We start from the raw sequence: 15,196 nt of genomic DNA on the forward strand, positions 1-15,196 counted from the left end.
TGCTCCAGAATCCCGCTGCGCGGATGCAGTATCCAGTGACAGAGCGGGCTTTCGGGCTCGCGATTCTCGTACTCAGCGGGATGCAGCTGATGAGCGTGCTGGACGGCACGGTCATGATTCTGGTGGTCCCGCGGTTGCAGGCGGATTTCGGGATGTCCGCGTCCAGCGCGAACTGGGTGATCACGTCCTACGCGCTCACCTATGCCGGGCTCATGCTGCTCGGCGGGCGGGTCGGTGACGCGTTCGGGCGCAAGAAGATGTTCTTGCTCGGGGTCGGCCTGTTCACCGTGTCCTCGCTGCTGTGTGGTCTGGCGATCAACGGCGGGATGCTGATCGGTATGCGGGCCGTGCAGGGCGTCGGTGCGGCGTTCGCCTCACCCACGGCCCTGGCCCTGGTCGCCACGACCTTCGCGCCGGGCAAGGCGCGCAATCAGGCCATCGCGATCTTCGGTGCGATGGTCGGTGTCGGTTCGGTCGGCGGATTGGTGGTCGGCGGTGCGCTGGCCGATGTCTGGTGGCGCGGTATCTTCCTGATCAACGTGCCGATCGGCCTGCTGGTTTTCGTAGGGGCGCTGCGCTGCCTGCGGGACACCGAACATCATCGCCTCTCCCTCGACGTGCGCGGTGCCGTGCTGGCCACGATCGGCGTCGCCACCCTGGTGTTCGGCGGCATGGAAGGGCCCGTACTGGGTTGGGGGCACCCCGCGATCATCGGTTCGCTGGTTACCGGCGGCGTCCTGCTGATCACCTTCGTCCTGACCGAGCGCAACGTGGACAATCCGCTGCTGCCCTGGTCGCTGTTCAGCAGCCAGGATCGGGTCGCGACCTTCGTCGCGGTGCTGCTGGCCAGCGGGGTGATGGGCGGCATCTCGGTCTTCGGCGCGCAGTATGTGCAGAATGTGCTGGGCTACAGCGCATTACAGGCCGGTCTGATCTTCATTCCGTTCACCATCGGCATGGGCATCGGCGGCGCGTCGACCTCCAAACTGGTCATGCGGTTCGCGCCACGGATCCTCATCGGTGCCGGCGCGGGCCTGGCCGCCGCCGCCCTGCTGTTCAGCTCGACCCTGGACCGCACCGCGAACCTGCCGACGCTGCTCGTGCTGTTCCTCGTGATCGGCACCGGTGTCGGCATAGTGCTGGTCATCGTGCCGCTGTGCCTGATCGTAGGCGTCGAGGTCACCGAGATCGGCCCCCTGAGCGCGGTCGGCCAGATGTTGCTGGCGTTCGGACCGGCCTTGGCCCTGGGTTTCCTCGGCCCGGTCGTGATCTCGCGCAGCCTGGCGCTGGGCGGCAGCGACACCATCAAGCCCAGCGCCATGAACACCGCCCAGCTCGACGCGCTGAGCAGTGGCTACACCCTCGCGCTGTTCCTGTGCGGCGTCGGAGTGCTACTGACCCTGCTGATCGCGCTCGCCATCCGCTACACGGCGGCGCAGGTCGCGCAAGCGCAGCACGCGCAGGAAGAGACCCAGCAGGCCTGAACCTGCCGGGCCTGCGGTTTCAGAGGCGACCCGCGACCTTGCGTGGCGTCACGCGGACGATCACCCGCGGGCCGTCGTTGACCGAGGCGGGATTGAAGTCCAGGTACTTCTGACCGGTGTACTTCGACGACAGCTCATCCGGCAGCGTCTTGTCCGGATCCGCCGTCAGCGTCGCGGTGCCGCGGATCTCCGCGTACTTGTACGGCTCCTCCGGCGGGTTGATCATCACCGTGATCCGCGGATCGCGCGCCAGGTTTTTGCCCTGCTGGCGATCGGTGGTGGTGGAGAACACGAGGTCGTCGCCATCGCGCTTCAGCCAGATGACGGTCAGATGTGGTTGCCCATTGGGTCCGATGGTCGCTGCGGTCGCGAACACCTTCGACTCGTCCAGATACTTCTTCAGGTCTTCGGAAAGCTCAGTGGTATCGGTCACGCATAAAGGGAACACCCGGGGAGCCAAGGGCATTCCGGCGAAAGCCGGGACCCACGATGGCGTGGGCCCCGGCCGTCGCCAGGATGTCGTCAGGAAGCGTGCCGGTCGGCCACGGTCAGCGTCTGGTCGAGGATGGCCAGACCCTCTTTCGCCTCGGCCTCGGTGACAATGCACGGCGGTACCACATGCAGCCGATTGAAGTTGACGAACATCAGCAGCCCGGCGGCCTTGCAGGCGGCGACGACCTCGTTCATCGCCGGACTCGTGCCGCCGTAGGGCGCGAGTGGTTCGCGAGTCGCCCGATCGCGGACCAGTTCCAGCGCCCAGAACACCCCGGTGCCGCGCACCTCGCCGATGCTCGGGTGGCGCTCGGCGATCTCCCGCAAACCGGGACCGAGCACCCGAGCGCCGATGTCGGCCGCGTTCTCGATGATGTGTTCGTCGGCCATCGCGTTGATCGTCGCGACCGCGGCGGCCGTGGCCAGCGGATGACCGGAGTAGGTGAGACCGCCGGGGTAGGGCCGGTCGTCGAACGTCGCGGCGATGGCCGGGCTGATCGCCACCCCGCCGAGCGGCACGTACCCCGAGTTCACGCCCTTGGCGAAGGTGATCAGGTCGGGCACAACGCCCTCGAAATGCTCTATCGCGAACCACTTTCCGGTCCGGCCGAACCCCGACATCACCTCGTCGGCGATGAAGATGATGCCGTACTTGTCGCACAGCACGCGGACACCCGCCATATAGCCCGGCGGTGGGATCATGATTCCCGCTGTGCCGGGGATGGATTCGAGCACGATGGCCGCGATGGTGTTCGGCCCCTCGAACGCGATGGTCTGCTCGAGATGCGCCAAAGCGCGCTCGGTTTCCTCGGTTTCGTCGGTCGAATGGAATTGTGTGCGGTAAAGGAACGGGCCGAAGAAGTGCACCACGCCGGCGTTGCCGTGATCGTTGGCCCAGCGTCGCGGATCACCGGTCAGGTTGACCGCGGTCTCGGTGCCACCGTGATACGAACGGTAGCGCGCCAGCACCTTGTAACGGCCGGTGTGCAGCCGGGCCATCCGCACCGCGTGCTCGACGGCCTCGGCGCCACCGTTGGTGAAGAAGATCCGGTTCAGCTCGCCCGGCGTCCGCTCGGCGATCAGCCTGGCCGCCTCCGAGCGGGCGTCGTTGACGTGCGGCGGCGCGACGGTGCACAGCTTGGCCGCCTGCTCCTGGATCGCCGCAACGACTTTCGGGTGCTGGTGGCCGATATTGGTGTTCACCATCTGGGAGGAGAAGTCGAGCAGCCGATTGCCCTCGCCGTCCCAGACGTAACAGCCCTGGGCGGCACTGATCGTCATCGGGTTGAGATGCGCCTGGGCGGACCACGAGTGGAAGACGTGGCGGCGGTCGAGCTCGTACGCATGTTCGGCGGCCGCGCGGGCGGACTCCGGTGTCAATCCGTTCGGGAGCGTCATCGGCGAGTTCTCCTGCGTCGCTGGGGTTGTCGGTTACTTGGTCTTACTTGTTCTCGGGGAAGCCGAGATTGAGGCCACCATGGCTCGGGTCGAGCCAGCGCGTGGTGACGGCCTTGCCTCGGGTGAAGAAGTGCACCCCGTCCGCCCCGTGCGCGTGCGAATCGCCGAACAGCGAATTCTTCCAGCCGCCGAAGCTGTAGTACGACATGGGAACCGGGATCGGCACGTTGATGCCGACCATGCCGACCTCCACCTCGTTGTGGAAGCGCCGGGCCGCGCCGCCGTCGTTGGTGAAGATGGCGGTGCCGTTGCCATAGGGGTTGGCGTTGATCAGCGCGAGCGCGTCGTCATAGCTGTCCACCCGCACCACCGAGAGGACGGGGCCGAAGATTTCGTCGGTGTAGACGCTCATCTCCGTGTCGACATGATCGAGAATCGTTGGCCCGAGCCAGAACCCGTCCGCCGCGCCGTCGGCCTCGATCCCGCGCCCGTCGAGTACCACACTGGCACCGGCGGATTCGCCCGCCGCGATGTACTCGGCGACCTTGTCGCGGTGCGCGCGGGTGACCAGCGGGCCCATGTCGGTGCCGCGGGTGCCGTCGCCGGTCTTGATGGTGGTGGCCCGCTCGGTGATCTTGCCGACCAGTTCGTCGGCCGCGTCGCCGACCGCGACCACCACGCTGATCGCCATGCATCGCTCACCCGCGGAACCGAATCCGGCGTTCACCGCGGCATCAGCGGCCAGATCCAGATCGGCGTCCGGCAGCACCACCATGTGGTTCTTCGCGCCGCCGAGCGCCTGCACCCGCTTGCCCGCGGTAGTGCCACGCTGATATACGTACTTCGCGATCGGGGTGGAGCCGACGAACGAGACCGCCTTGATCGCCGGGTTGTCCAGCAACTCGTCGACCGCGACCTTGTCGCCCTGCAGCACGTTGAAAACGCCTGCGGGCAAACCCGCTTCGGCCCACAGCTCGGCCAGCCACAGCGACGGCGACGGATCCTTCTCGCTCGGCTTGAGCACCACCGTGTTACCCGCCGCGATCGCCAGCGGGAAGAACCACATCGGCACCATCGCCGGGAAATTGAACGGCGAGATGACCGCCACCGGGCCCAGCGGCTGACGAATGGAGAAGATGTCCACCTTCGTCGACGCGTTCTCGGTGTAGCCGCCCTTCAGCAGATGCGGTACGCCGCAGGCGAACTCGACGACCTCCAGACCGCGGCTTACCTCGCCCATGGCGTCGGCGAGCACCTTGCCGTGCTCCGCGGTGATCAGCTTCGCCACCTCGTCCTTGCGCTCGTTCAGCAGCTCGCGGAACCGGAACAGGATCTGGGTGCGCCGCGCCAGCGAGGTGTCCCGCCAGGCCGGGAAGGCATCGGCCGCGGCGTCGACGGCCGCGCGGGTGTCCGCGACATTCGCCAGCGCGACCTGTCCGGTCACCACCCCGGTGGCCGGATTGGTCACCGGCGCGGTCGCCTCGCTGGTGCCTGCGAAAGCCTTGCCGTCGAGCCAGTGCGCGATCGTCTGCATCGCGTAGCGATTCCGTGGGGGGTGGCGGTCGGGTGACGGGTGGGCCTGCATGTCTCCTCGATTCGATCCGTGAGCGTGGCGGTGCGTCGGCGGGATGGACGCCTCCTCGGTACTACTCTCCGGCATCAACCTTCCTCGATGGCCCGACGATCTGTACGTGATTTCCGATTTCGTATTACGATTCGTCGGTGCTTCCCTCCGTGGCCGATGTGCTGGCGATGCCGGTGGTGTGCGCGGGGGAGCCCGAGGTCGTGGCGGGCGGATCGCTGGACCGGCCGGTGCGCTGGGTGCACGTCAGCGACGTGGCGGATGTGGCGCAGCTGCTGGTCGGCGGCGAACTGATTCTCACCACCGGGCAGGCCATGAGTCACGGCGACATCGCCACGGTCGGCTACCTGACCGCGCTGGCAGCGGCCGGGGTGGCCGGGCTGGTCATCGAGTTGGGCGGGTACGTCCCCGAGCTCCCGCCGGTCGTCGCCGCGACCGCCGACGCGCTCGGTCTTCCGCTGATCGTGCTGCACAAGATCACCCGATTCGTCGAGATCACCGAGGCGGTGCACCGGGTCATCGTGGCCGAGCAGTACGCCGAGCTCGAATTCGCGCGCACCGTGCACGAGACCTTCACCGACCTCAGCGTGCGCCGCGCTTCCCTCGCCGAGATCGTGAAAACCGCCGCGGACATGCTCGATTCGTCGGTGGTGCTGGAGGACCTGTCGCATCGGGTGCTCACGCTCACCGCCAAGCACGCGTCCACCTCGGCGCTGCTCGACGACTGGGAGACCACCTCGCGGCTGCTGCCCGACGGGTGGGACGCGGTGGCCGTCGGTCCGCACACCCAGCGGTGGGGGCGGCTGATCCTGCCCGCCACCGACGTGCCGAGCGCCCGCGCCAGAATGGTGCTCGAACGGGCCGCCCAGACGCTCACGCTGCATCGGATGATCGAGAAGGACCGCTTCGGCCTGCATCGGCAGGCGCAGACCGGCCTGATCGACGACATGGTCAACGGCCGGGTGCTCGATGAGCGGGACGCGGTGGCGCGGGCTGCCGCGCTCGGACTGGCCCGCCGCGCCGCCTACGTGCCGCTGGCCATCGATGTCGCCGCGGTCGCGGAGACCGATCCGGTGGCGCGGCAGCGCCGGGCCGCGGGCATCCTGGACGCGATCACGCACGGCCTCGGGCTGGCGAAGCTGACCGCGCTCGCCGCCGCCGACCAGGGTGACCGGGTCGGCATGGTGCTGGCGCTGCCACGCAGCGGCGACCTGGACCACAGCCTGACGGCCGCCTGCACCGCGATCACCGGCGAGGTGCGCCGGGTCGACGGCGTCGAGCGGGTGGTGATCGGCGTTGGCGCGGAATCGGATTCGCTGCTCGACACCGCGCACGAACTACCGCACGCCGCGCACGTCGCGGAAGTGGCGCTCTCGCTGCGGACTTCGGCGCCGCGGCCGTTCTACCGCAGCGGCGACGTACGGCTGCGCGGCCTGCTCTCGCTGATCCGCAACGAACCGGGCGTGCAACGCTTCGCCGAGACCGAGCTGAGTGCGTTGCTGCGCTACGACATTCGGCACACCGCCGACCTGACCCGCACCCTGCGCCAGTTCCTGGATCTGGCGGGCAACAAGACCGAACTCGCGCGCAGGCTGAATATCAGCAGACCCACCCTCTACGACCGGCTGGCCCGCATCGAGCGCATCCTCGCCGTCGATCTCGAGGACGGCGAGTCCCGCACGTCGCTGCATGCCGCGCTGCTCATCCGCGACCTCACCGCCACCGCCGACGTACCGTAGCGGCCCCGCGTGACGTCGCTCACGCCGCTGAGCTGCCCGCGCCGCGCGCGGGAACATCGCAGGTCGCGGCGTCGTTTGACGCTGTATGACCACCGTTGGATTGATCGGTAGCGGAAATATCGGCAGCACCGTGGCGCGGCTCGCCATCGTCGCGGGGCTGGATGTGGTGCTCAGCAATTCGCGTGGTCCGCAGACGCTGGCCGATCTGGTCGCGGAGCTCGGTCCACGGGCCAGGGCGGCCACCGCCGAGGAGGCGGGCGCGGCGGGCGACATCGTGGTGGTGACCGTGCCGCTGCGCAACTACCGGCAGGTGCCGGTGGCGCCGCTGGCGGGCAAGGTCGTGATCGACACCAACAATTACTATCCGGATCGGGACGGCACGTTCGCCGAGATCGAGGACGGGTCGACTACGAGCAGCGAGCTGCTGCAGAAGCATCTGCCGACCTCGAAGGTTGTGAAGGCGTTCAACAACATCTACTTCGCGCACCTCGGCCAGCTGGCCCGGCCGGTCGGCGCGCCGGATCGCACGGCGCTGCCGATCGCCGGCGATGACCCGGCGGCCAAAGCCGCTGCGGCACATCTGCTCGACCTACTCGGGTACGACATCGTCGACGTCGGCCCGCTGCGCGAGGGCTGGCGCTTCCAGGTGAACACGCCGGTGTACGGGGACGTGTACTCGTCGGCACTTCCGTTCTGGGAGAACGCGGGCGCGCCTGCCGGCGCCGAGAAGATTCGCGCATTGGTGGACGCGGCCCAGCGGTAACGGCAACCACTATCGGCTATCGCGAACCCGGGAGCGTTGCGGTGCTCCCGGGTTCGGTGCTGTTCGGGGTCACCTGGCCTTTCGATGTCATGTCAGGCGTCGTCTGTGCGCCTGATCCGTTGCCGTGCAGGTGAACTCGGTTCGATACGAGTAAGTGACCACTCAATTACCTCCGTCGCCTTTGCTGTGCCGATTGTCTAGTCCGCGCAAGCACAGGGGCGTTGAGCTTGCACCGCTGACAGAATGCGCGGTGTCATGCCCCGAAAATTGGGGTTGGATATTCTAAACGATAAGGGGGGCAATAGATTTCGCTTCACTTCTGTGGGGTCGCTGTTATTCTTGGGGCGTCCGATATCGGACATTTCGTTAGCCGCTCGGCGTCAGCCCACCCAGCGGTCGGCGCACCAGCGCATGGTCTCCGAGGGGAGGTTTTGTCATGAAAATTCGTCGTACTTCGAAGGTTGTCGCTCTGACTGCAGTTCACCTCTGAGTTAGCAGCAGAGTAAGGATGGGGCGGCCCTGTATCGGGGCGCCCCACCCGCCCCTTGAATTCCATGGTAGGAAAGGTCGACGGCGCGGTGACTCGAACAATCCCGGGCAAGCCCCAGCTCTTGGCGGAGGTATCGGACACCTCCGCCGACACTCTCGAATTGCGCAGTGGGGAGGTGACATTCGAGGTCGAGCCGGAAGGTGACATCACCGCCGAGCAGCTCGGCGCGGTACTGCGCTCGACCGATGGTTCCACTTCCCTCGCGGAGATCTCGGCGAAGACCGGCGTCGCGCCCGACCAGCTCGCGACGATCCTGCTACCCGCGCAGATCGCCGGGCTGCTCGCCGACCGCTCGGTGCCCGAGGCCGAATCGCCGATGGCGGTGCTGAGCAGCGTCGAACACGTGGTGAATCGACTGCTCGAGGAACTGATCTACGACGGCCCGTTCTGGCGCGCGATCCTGGACCACCCGGAACAGGTCGAGCCGAACGTGTATTACGGTTTCGGACTGGAGAACTGGTTCTTCCTGTCCAGGGAAAGCGAATTCGACTCCGCGATCCTGTCTTATCCGAGCAGCGACGCGATCCGCGTCATGGCGAACGACTTCTATCACGAGGAGCACCGCCACGACGACATCGTGGTCCGGGCATTCGAAGGCTTGGGCATCAGTCGCCAGGACCTGGTGGCCGCCCGGCCGCTGTCCACCACCGCGGGCTTGATCAAATTGCTGTCCTGGTGGGCGCGCACCGATCCGCTGTTCTTCATCGCCACCATCGGCATTCTCGAAGGGCGGCTGGAAAAGGGCGAAGGCGAAGGCGCCTACTATGATTCGTTCCTGCGCGCCTGCGCTACCGCGGGTATCGCGCCGCATTTCGTGGAGCCGCTGCGGCAGCACGCGAAGGTCAATGCCGGCCATGATCACGGCAGTGTGAGCCGGGAGTTCTTCGCGGCGCTGCCGCCGCTTCCCGTCGGCACCGAAGCGCGCCTGGTCGGCAAGGCGCACCTGTTCGTCGAGGCCTATGCCGAGTTCTTCAACGGAATTCTCGAATATTACGGCGATCCGGGTCGGCCGCTGGTGCGCACGATCGGCTCGTCAGCCGTCACTACCACCGCAGGAGTTGAAGATGGCCGGTCATGAGATGCTGCGGCGTCCGACATTGCGCCGCGAGGTCGAGCGGACCGAGACGGCCGACGGCATCCGGCTGTCCTACCTGGCGGACAAGCATTGGATCGAGCTCGAATACCTCGAGGGTCGCGCGGACGAATCGCGAAAGTTCTTTCTGTCGTTGGCGTCCGGCGCCCGGTCGGCCGATGATCTCGCCGCCGAGTTCCCCGGCAGCCGGGAAGAGTTCGACGCGGTCCTGGAAGCCCTCGACGAGCAGGGCATGCTGGCCGACTCGGACGCGGTCGATCGGTCCAGTGGAACCACCGGTGTCGGTGCTTACGCCCACCTCAAGCGGGCGGCCGACGCGGCACGGGCGACCATCAACAGCCCGTTCAGCGATGCGCTCGTCTCCGGCGAGCTGAGCAGAGACCAGATCATCGGTTACGCCATCGAATACTGGCACGTCACGCATTTGTGCCCGCGCGCGCTGGCCCCACTGTTGGCGCGCGACGATATCGGCATCGAGGTCTGGCAGCAGTTCATGGCGTTCTATCAAGCCGAACGCAACCACGACCGCATGCTGGAAAAGTCACTGAAAGCCGTTGGCATCACCCGGGATCAGCTGCTGCGGATGCAGCCGTTGCCCGCGACCATGTCGATTATGGCGACAATGGGTGTGCACGCCTACCAGTTCCCGCTCGGCATCATCAGCACGCTGTTCCCGATGGAAGAACCGGAACCCGATTTCCTCGAACTGTTCCTCACCCGCTGCCGGGAGCACGATCTGTCCGAGGAATTCGCCAAGCCGATCGCCGCGCATTCCGGCGTCAACGAGGACGAGGAGCACGAGGCCGTCACCCTCGACCTGCTCGCCGAATTCTCCTTCGTCGGCCACGAGGAACTCAACGAATGCGCCAAGGCGGTCGTCGATATCATCGAGCTGCGCGCTCGACTGGATAGCCAGATCATGTCCTGGTACGCCGACGGCGGGCTGCGCATATTCACCGACAACTATCCAGTGGAGACGGGAAGGGCGCTCACGTGCTCGCCGCTAGCCGCCTTGCTCTGATCGCACTCGCGGCCATCTGGGGCTCCAACTTCCTGCTGGTCGATGTGGCCCTGGATGGTGCCGATCCGGCGCAGATCGTGGCGGCACGGCTGTGGCTGGGTGGCGCCATCCTGCTGGCCATCTGCGTGGCGATGCGGCGGCAACTGCCGCGCGGCTTGGGCATTTGGGTGCGGCTGTTGCTGATGGGGGTGCTCGGGCAGGCGCTGCCGTGGATGCTGTTCGCCTGGGGGCAGCAGAACGTGTCGGTGAGCATGGCAGGCATCTACAACAGCGTGACGCCGTTGGCGTCACTGCCCGTTGTCTGGCTGCTGTTGCGGCACAAGGGGAGTCGTGGCGAGGTGGTCGCCTCCGTGCTGGGGTTCGGTGGGATCATCGTGCTGATGGCGCCGTGGGGCGAACAGTCCCGCTCGACGTTGCCGGGGCAGCTCGCGTGCCTGGGCGGTGCTGTCTGTTACGCCGTCGCCTATGCGTACGCCAAGCATTTGATCAGCACGCTCGGCTACTCCAAGGTGGCGCTGGCGGCGAGTCAGGCGATCGTCGCCGGTCTGCTGATGCTCGTGGTCACCGCGCCGCAATTGCTGGAAACCATGAATCCGACTCCCGCGGTGACTGGTTCGCTGATCGCGATGGGCATCGGCACCGCGGTGGCGTTCCTGCTCAACTACTGGTTGATCGGCGCGGTCGGGCCGTTGCAGGCCGGGCTCGCCTTCTATCTGATGCCGCTGGTCGCGGTGGCACTCGGGGTAGGAGTGCGCGGCGATGTGCTCTACGCGCATCAGATTGCCGGTGCCGCAATTGTATTCGGTGCGCTGGCGTTGCAATACGCCATCGATCGACGGGAGTCGCTCGCGGGCGCGAACACGGAGGAACAAGACGACGAGGTGTCGCAGGGCATCGTGGTCGAGCAGGGCGAGGCGCGCAGTGGCTCGGGGTGAGCAAGGGCGCCGGATATGAAGAACCCGGGAGCGCAGCCTGCTCCCGGGTTCAAGAATGCCGCCCGATCGCACACCCCGGCGTCAGGATCGGATGAGCCCGAGGTCAGCGACGTGTCTTACGGTTAGACCACCTCCGCATGGGCGCGGAAGGCCGGAGTTGAACCGGCATCTCGTCGCGGGATGTCCTTTCCTCGTCCCGTGGTGTGCGGCGGCGAATACTCGTGCTGGAGCGAGAGTCTGAGGTTGACCACGGTTGCCGCTACCAGTTGGGCTACCCGGACCTGGATGCCCGGAGAGGGACTCGAACCCCCACTGACGCCGTGTGATTCAGCTTTTGGCCGCAGATCGAGTTGTGCGCTGCCGCGCTCCCCCCGCGCGCGGCGAGGGAGTCTGTGGGGCTCAAGGCCGATGGCGGTGGGCCCCGAGCGGTATTTCCGCGAAAGTGGCGCCTTCGCCGCGCATTACCGCGCGGTGCACCAGCATGCAGCTCGGGGCCGCCGAATCCTCCCGTTCCGGCAACCCCGAGCTCCGATGCCACTGTACGGAACCGCCGCGGGTCGGCGCATCTCATTTATTTCCGCGCACGTGCCGTAGGCCACAGGGTCCGCGCATTGTCGGCGGCCGCGTGGCTCGTCAGACTGTGCGGATGGGGACATCGACGGAGACGGACCTGCGTGCGCGTTGGGCAGGACTCGCGGGGGCGGAAGCCGAGGCGGTCGGGGATGACCTGATCCGGCGTTATCAGGAAGCGCATCGGCGGTACCACACGGTGGATCACCTGGCCGCGATGCTTGGCGTCATCGACGAGCTGGCCGGGGACGCCGAGGACGTCGACGCGGTGCGGTACGCGGCGTTCTTCCACGACGCGATCTACGCGGTCGATCGCGCGGACAACGAGGAGCGCAGCGCCGTGCTGGCCGAGGAGGTTCTCGAATCACTCGGTGCCGCAGCGGAACTCGTCCGCGAGGTGGTCAGGCTGGTGCGCCTCACCGGCACCCACGACCCGGCCGATGACGACCGCAACGGTGGCGTGCTGTGCGATGCCGACCTCGCGGTGCTCGCCGCCGATGCGCAGGGCTACGCCGCATACACCGCCGCGGTCAGGGCGGAGTACCGAGACGTGCCCGACGATCTGTTCCGCACCGGACGCGCGGCGGTGCTCGAAGGCCTGGCTCGGCAGCCGAGGCTGTTCCGAACCGCCACCGCCCGAGCGCGATTCGAGGCCGCGGCGCGCGCGAACCTCGAGCGTGAATTGACGGAACTCACAGCATCGACAGGCTGACGCGGTACGACGATCGGTGGCGATGCGATCGAATTGCCCTCGCCGCGTGTGCCGTCCAGCGGGTGAGAATCGACTGCTTCGTGGGAGAAGCGATCTCGGTCGCCGAACGCGCCGTATCCGCGACTCGGGCGAGCCCGCCGACGGCGGTATCCGGCTACGCCACTCAGGTGATGATCAACAGCTCGGTGGGCGAGGCGATTTCGGTACGCAGGCCCGCCTTGTCCGCGACCATCGCGAGGCCGCGGACGTCGGTGGGTTCGGCGCGGGTGAGGACCAGGGCACGGGCGAGCAGACCCTTGTGATGCTTGTTGAAATGACTCACCACGGTGCGACTGCCGTCGGCATGCTCGGTGAGCACATTGGCGGTGACGGCCCCGGGAACCCGGCCGAGCTGCTGATAGGTGCCCGAGCGCAGGTCGACAACGAGGTCACCGGCGGCCTCGGCGAGCAATGCATCGGCGAGGGAGTCGCGCCACACGGCCGAAAGGGTGGGCAGGCCGGGCAGTTTCGAGCCGCCGGAGAGCCGGTAGGCCGGGATCGGGTCGCTCGCGCGCACCGCGCCGAACAGGGCGGAGCCGATGCCGAGTCGCGCGTACGCCTTGGCGCGCTGGGGTTTGCTGAACGAGTTCGCGTCCAGCGCGTCGTAGAGCACGCCGGTATAGCGCTCGAGCGCGGGTCGGGTGGGGGAGGTGCGCAGGGCGGCATTGCGGGCGATCTCGCTGTCAGCCCCCTTGCCGAGGCCGAGCACCGCGCGGCTGGCGTCCGGGTCGGTGGCTAGCTTGGTCAGCTCATCGACGAGCCGGTCGCGCACCGCCGTGAGCTGCGGCATCGACAGCTCGCCGAGGTCGAGCGGAACGTCCGTACCACCGTCGGACTTGGTTTCGGAGGGAGGCAGCAGCACCAGCACGAGCGATAACGGTAATGCGCTGTGAACACCGCTCGGCCAGCGACTACCCTGTGCATCCGTGATCACCCGCCTCTCTCGCCTTTTCCTGCGTACCCTGCGCGACGATCCCGCCGACGCCGAGGTGCCCAGCCACAAACTGCTCGTCCGCGCCGGATATGTGCGGCGCGTCGCGCCGGGCGTGTACTCCTGGCTGCCGCTGGGCCTGCGCGTGCTGCGCCGCGTGGAGAACGTGGTGCGTGAGGAGATGGACGCGATCGGCGCCCAGGAGATTTCGCTGCCCGCGCTGCTGCCGCGCGACCCGTACGAGACCACCAACCGCTGGACCGAGTACGGCGACAGCCTGTTCCGCCTGCAGGACCGCAAGGGCGCGGACTACCTGCTCGGCCCGACCCACGAGGAGCTGTTCGCGCTCACCGTGAAGGGCGAATACAACTCGTACAAGGACCTGCCGGTCATCCTGTACCAGATCCAGAACAAGTACCGCGACGAGGAACGGCCCCGCGCGGGCATCCTGCGCGGGCGCGAATTCATCATGAAGGACTCCTACTCGTTCGACCTGGACGAGGACGGACTCAAGGCCAGCTACGCCGCGCACCGCGAGGCCTACCAGCGGATCTTCGACCGGCTGCACGTCAAGTACGTCATCGTGGCGGCCACGTCCGGCGCGATGGGCGGCAGTGCGTCCGAGGAGTTCCTGGCCGACAGCCCGGTCGGCGAGGACACCTATGTGCGCTGTGTCGAATCCGGGTACGCGGCCAATGTGGAGGCCGTGATCACGCCCGCGCCCGCGCCGCTGCCCCTCGAGGGACAGGCCGAGGCCGTGGTGCATGACACCCCGGACGCTCCTACTATCGCGACCCTCGTCGACTGGGCCAACAGCGCCGGGATCGCGGAGCAGTTCGGCCGCCCGGTCACCGCGGCGGACACCCTGAAGAACGTGATGGTGAAGCTGCGCCATCCGGACGGCAAGTCCGAGATCGTCGGCATCGGCATCCCCGGCGACCGTGAGGTCGACGACAAGCGCCTCGGCGCCTCCGTCGAACCCGCCGAGGTCGAGTTGCTCACCGAGGCCGATTTCGCCGCCAACCCGTTCCTGGTGAAGGGCTACATTGGCCCGAAGGCATTGCAGGCCAACGGTGTTCGCTTCCTGGTCGATCCCAGGGTGGTCACCGGCACCGCCTGGATCACCGGCGCGGACGCGAAGGGCAAGCACGTCGTCGGCCTGGTCGCCGGGCGTGACTTCACCCCCGACGGCACCATCGAGGCCGCCGAGGTCCGCGACGGCGATCCCTCGCCCGACGGCTGCGGCCCCCTGGTCGCCTCCCGCGGCATCGAGATCGGCCACATCTTCCAGCTCGGCCAGAAGTACACCAACGCCTTCGACGTCGACGTGCTCGGTGAGAACGGCAAGCCGGTGCGCCTGACCATGGGCTCCTACGGCGTCGGCGTCTCCCGGATGGTCGCGGTGATCGCCGAGCAGCAGCACGACGACAAGGGCCTGCGCTGGCCCGCCGAGGTCGCGCCCTACGACGTGCACGTCGTCATCGCGAACAAGGACGAGGCCGCCCGCGCGGGCGCCGAGGAAGTGGTGGCCGGCCTCAACGCCCAAGGCCTCGACGTCCTGTTCGACGACCGCACCGCGTCCCCCGGCGTGAAGTTCAAGGACGCCGAATTGCTCGGCATGCCACTGGTTCTCGTGGTCGGCCGCGGCTGGGCCGAGGGCAAGGTCGAACTCCGCGACCGGTTCACCGGCGAAGCCGAAGACCTGCCCGCCGACTCGGCCGTCGCCGCCGTCGTCGCCAAGGTCCGCGGCTGACCAACAACCAAATGCGGCCCCGATGGACTATCCATCGGGGCCGCACTGGTCTGGCCCCGACCAAGTCGACCAAGATCATGGGGAATTGGTGCTGTTGGCCTCTCGGGCGATGCCTGGACCATTTCCTCATGATC

12 protein-coding genes are annotated in these 15,196 nt (G+C 67.3%); 8 read left to right on the forward strand and 4 right to left on the reverse strand.

All coding sequences use genetic code 11. The features are described from left to right. The first annotated feature begins 23 nt into the window (after nt 1-23). The gene (locus ACIA8C_RS29015) at nt 24-1,484 is read left to right on the forward strand and encodes an MFS transporter (RefSeq protein WP_397140081.1); all 1,461 of its coding nucleotides are present in this window, start codon (nt 24-26) and stop codon (nt 1,482-1,484) included. A 19-nt stretch (nt 1,485-1,503) separates the two neighbouring features. Here ACIA8C_RS29015 and ACIA8C_RS29020 read toward each other — a convergent pair whose 3' ends face one another. The 3 genes from ACIA8C_RS29020 to ACIA8C_RS29030 form a co-directional block, all read right to left on the reverse strand. Then, entirely contained in the window at nt 1,504-1,917 is a 414-nt protein-coding gene (locus tag ACIA8C_RS29020) for a PPOX class F420-dependent oxidoreductase (RefSeq protein WP_397140083.1), read from the reverse strand. An 89-nt stretch (nt 1,918-2,006) separates the two neighbouring features. Further along, nucleotides 2,007-3,374 (reverse strand): aspartate aminotransferase family protein, encoded by a 1,368-nt coding sequence (locus ACIA8C_RS29025; RefSeq protein ID WP_397140085.1) that lies wholly within the window; start codon nt 3,372-3,374, stop codon nt 2,007-2,009. Between the two features lie 43 nt (nt 3,375-3,417). Further along, on the reverse strand, nt 3,418-4,908 hold the full coding sequence (locus tag ACIA8C_RS29030; protein ID WP_397140305.1) for a CoA-acylating methylmalonate-semialdehyde dehydrogenase: 1,491 nt from the start codon (nt 4,906-4,908) through the stop codon (nt 3,418-3,420). 218 nt (nt 4,909-5,126) lie between these two features. On the opposite strand from ACIA8C_RS29030, the gene ACIA8C_RS29035 reads away from it, so the two are divergent. The 6 genes from ACIA8C_RS29035 to ACIA8C_RS29060 all read left to right on the forward strand — a co-directional run bounded on the left by ACIA8C_RS29035 (nt 5,127) and on the right by ACIA8C_RS29060 (nt 12,339). After that, nucleotides 5,127-6,695: a PucR family transcriptional regulator gene (locus tag ACIA8C_RS29035; RefSeq protein WP_397140307.1), complete on the forward strand. Its 1,569-nt coding sequence runs from the start codon at nt 5,127-5,129 to the stop codon at nt 6,693-6,695. Between the two features lie 85 nt (nt 6,696-6,780). Beyond that, the gene (locus ACIA8C_RS29040) at nt 6,781-7,458 is read left to right on the forward strand and encodes an NADPH-dependent F420 reductase (protein ID WP_397140087.1); all 678 of its coding nucleotides are present in this window, start codon (nt 6,781-6,783) and stop codon (nt 7,456-7,458) included. A gap of 578 nt (nt 7,459-8,036) precedes the next feature. After that, on the forward strand, nt 8,037-9,086 hold the full coding sequence (locus ACIA8C_RS29045) for a hypothetical protein (RefSeq protein ID WP_397140089.1): 1,050 nt from the start codon (nt 8,037-8,039) through the stop codon (nt 9,084-9,086). Continuing rightward, the gene (locus tag ACIA8C_RS29050; protein ID WP_397140091.1) at nt 9,073-10,122 is read left to right on the forward strand and encodes an iron-containing redox enzyme family protein; all 1,050 of its coding nucleotides are present in this window, start codon (nt 9,073-9,075) and stop codon (nt 10,120-10,122) included. The genes ACIA8C_RS29045 and ACIA8C_RS29050 overlap by 14 nt, the downstream gene beginning before the upstream one ends. Continuing rightward, complete coding sequence (locus ACIA8C_RS29055; protein ID WP_397140093.1) at nt 10,095-11,057, forward strand: DMT family transporter; 963 nt, start codon at nt 10,095-10,097, stop codon at nt 11,055-11,057. Before ACIA8C_RS29050 ends, ACIA8C_RS29055 begins: the two co-directional genes overlap by 28 nt. A gap of 646 nt (nt 11,058-11,703) precedes the next feature. After that, nucleotides 11,704-12,339, forward strand: coding sequence for a metal-dependent phosphohydrolase (locus ACIA8C_RS29060; protein WP_397140095.1), 636 nt, complete (start codon nt 11,704-11,706; stop codon nt 12,337-12,339). Between the two features lie 163 nt (nt 12,340-12,502). Here the strand turns inward: ACIA8C_RS29060 and yaaA are convergent, their stop codons facing one another. Continuing rightward, nucleotides 12,503-13,246, reverse strand: coding sequence for a peroxide stress protein YaaA (yaaA, locus tag ACIA8C_RS29065; RefSeq protein WP_397140097.1), 744 nt, complete (start codon nt 13,244-13,246; stop codon nt 12,503-12,505). A 58-nt stretch (nt 13,247-13,304) separates the two neighbouring features. Between yaaA and ACIA8C_RS29070 the strand changes: the two genes are divergently transcribed. After that, nucleotides 13,305-15,062: a proline--tRNA ligase gene (locus ACIA8C_RS29070; RefSeq protein ID WP_397140099.1), complete on the forward strand. Its 1,758-nt coding sequence runs from the start codon at nt 13,305-13,307 to the stop codon at nt 15,060-15,062. The last annotated feature ends 134 nt before the right edge of the window (nt 15,063-15,196 follow it).

Origin of the sequence: Nocardia sp. NPDC051321, assembly GCF_044455225.1 — a bacterium.
In the GTDB taxonomy this organism is placed as follows: Bacteria; Actinomycetota; Actinomycetes; order Mycobacteriales; family Mycobacteriaceae; genus Nocardia.

Bases quoted from the DNA above. Each gene is read 5' to 3' on its own strand.
- ACIA8C_RS29015 (WP_397140081.1), top strand. From the start codon at position 24: ATGCAGTATCCAGTGACAGAGCGGGCTTTCGGGCTCGCGATTCTCGTA.
- ACIA8C_RS29025 (WP_397140085.1), bottom strand. From the start codon at position 3,374: ATGACGCTCCCGAACGGATTGACACCGGAGTCCGCCCGCGCGGCCGCC.
- ACIA8C_RS29030 (WP_397140305.1), bottom strand. From the start codon at position 4,908: ATGCAGACGATCGCGCACTGGCTCGACGGCAAGGCTTTCGCAGGCACC.
- ACIA8C_RS29035 (WP_397140307.1), top strand. From the start codon at position 5,127: ATGCCGGTGGTGTGCGCGGGGGAGCCCGAGGTCGTGGCGGGCGGATCG.
- ACIA8C_RS29040 (WP_397140087.1), top strand. From the start codon at position 6,781: ATGACCACCGTTGGATTGATCGGTAGCGGAAATATCGGCAGCACCGTG.
- ACIA8C_RS29050 (WP_397140091.1), top strand. From the start codon at position 9,073: ATGGCCGGTCATGAGATGCTGCGGCGTCCGACATTGCGCCGCGAGGTC.
- ACIA8C_RS29060 (WP_397140095.1), top strand. From the start codon at position 11,704: ATGGGGACATCGACGGAGACGGACCTGCGTGCGCGTTGGGCAGGACTC.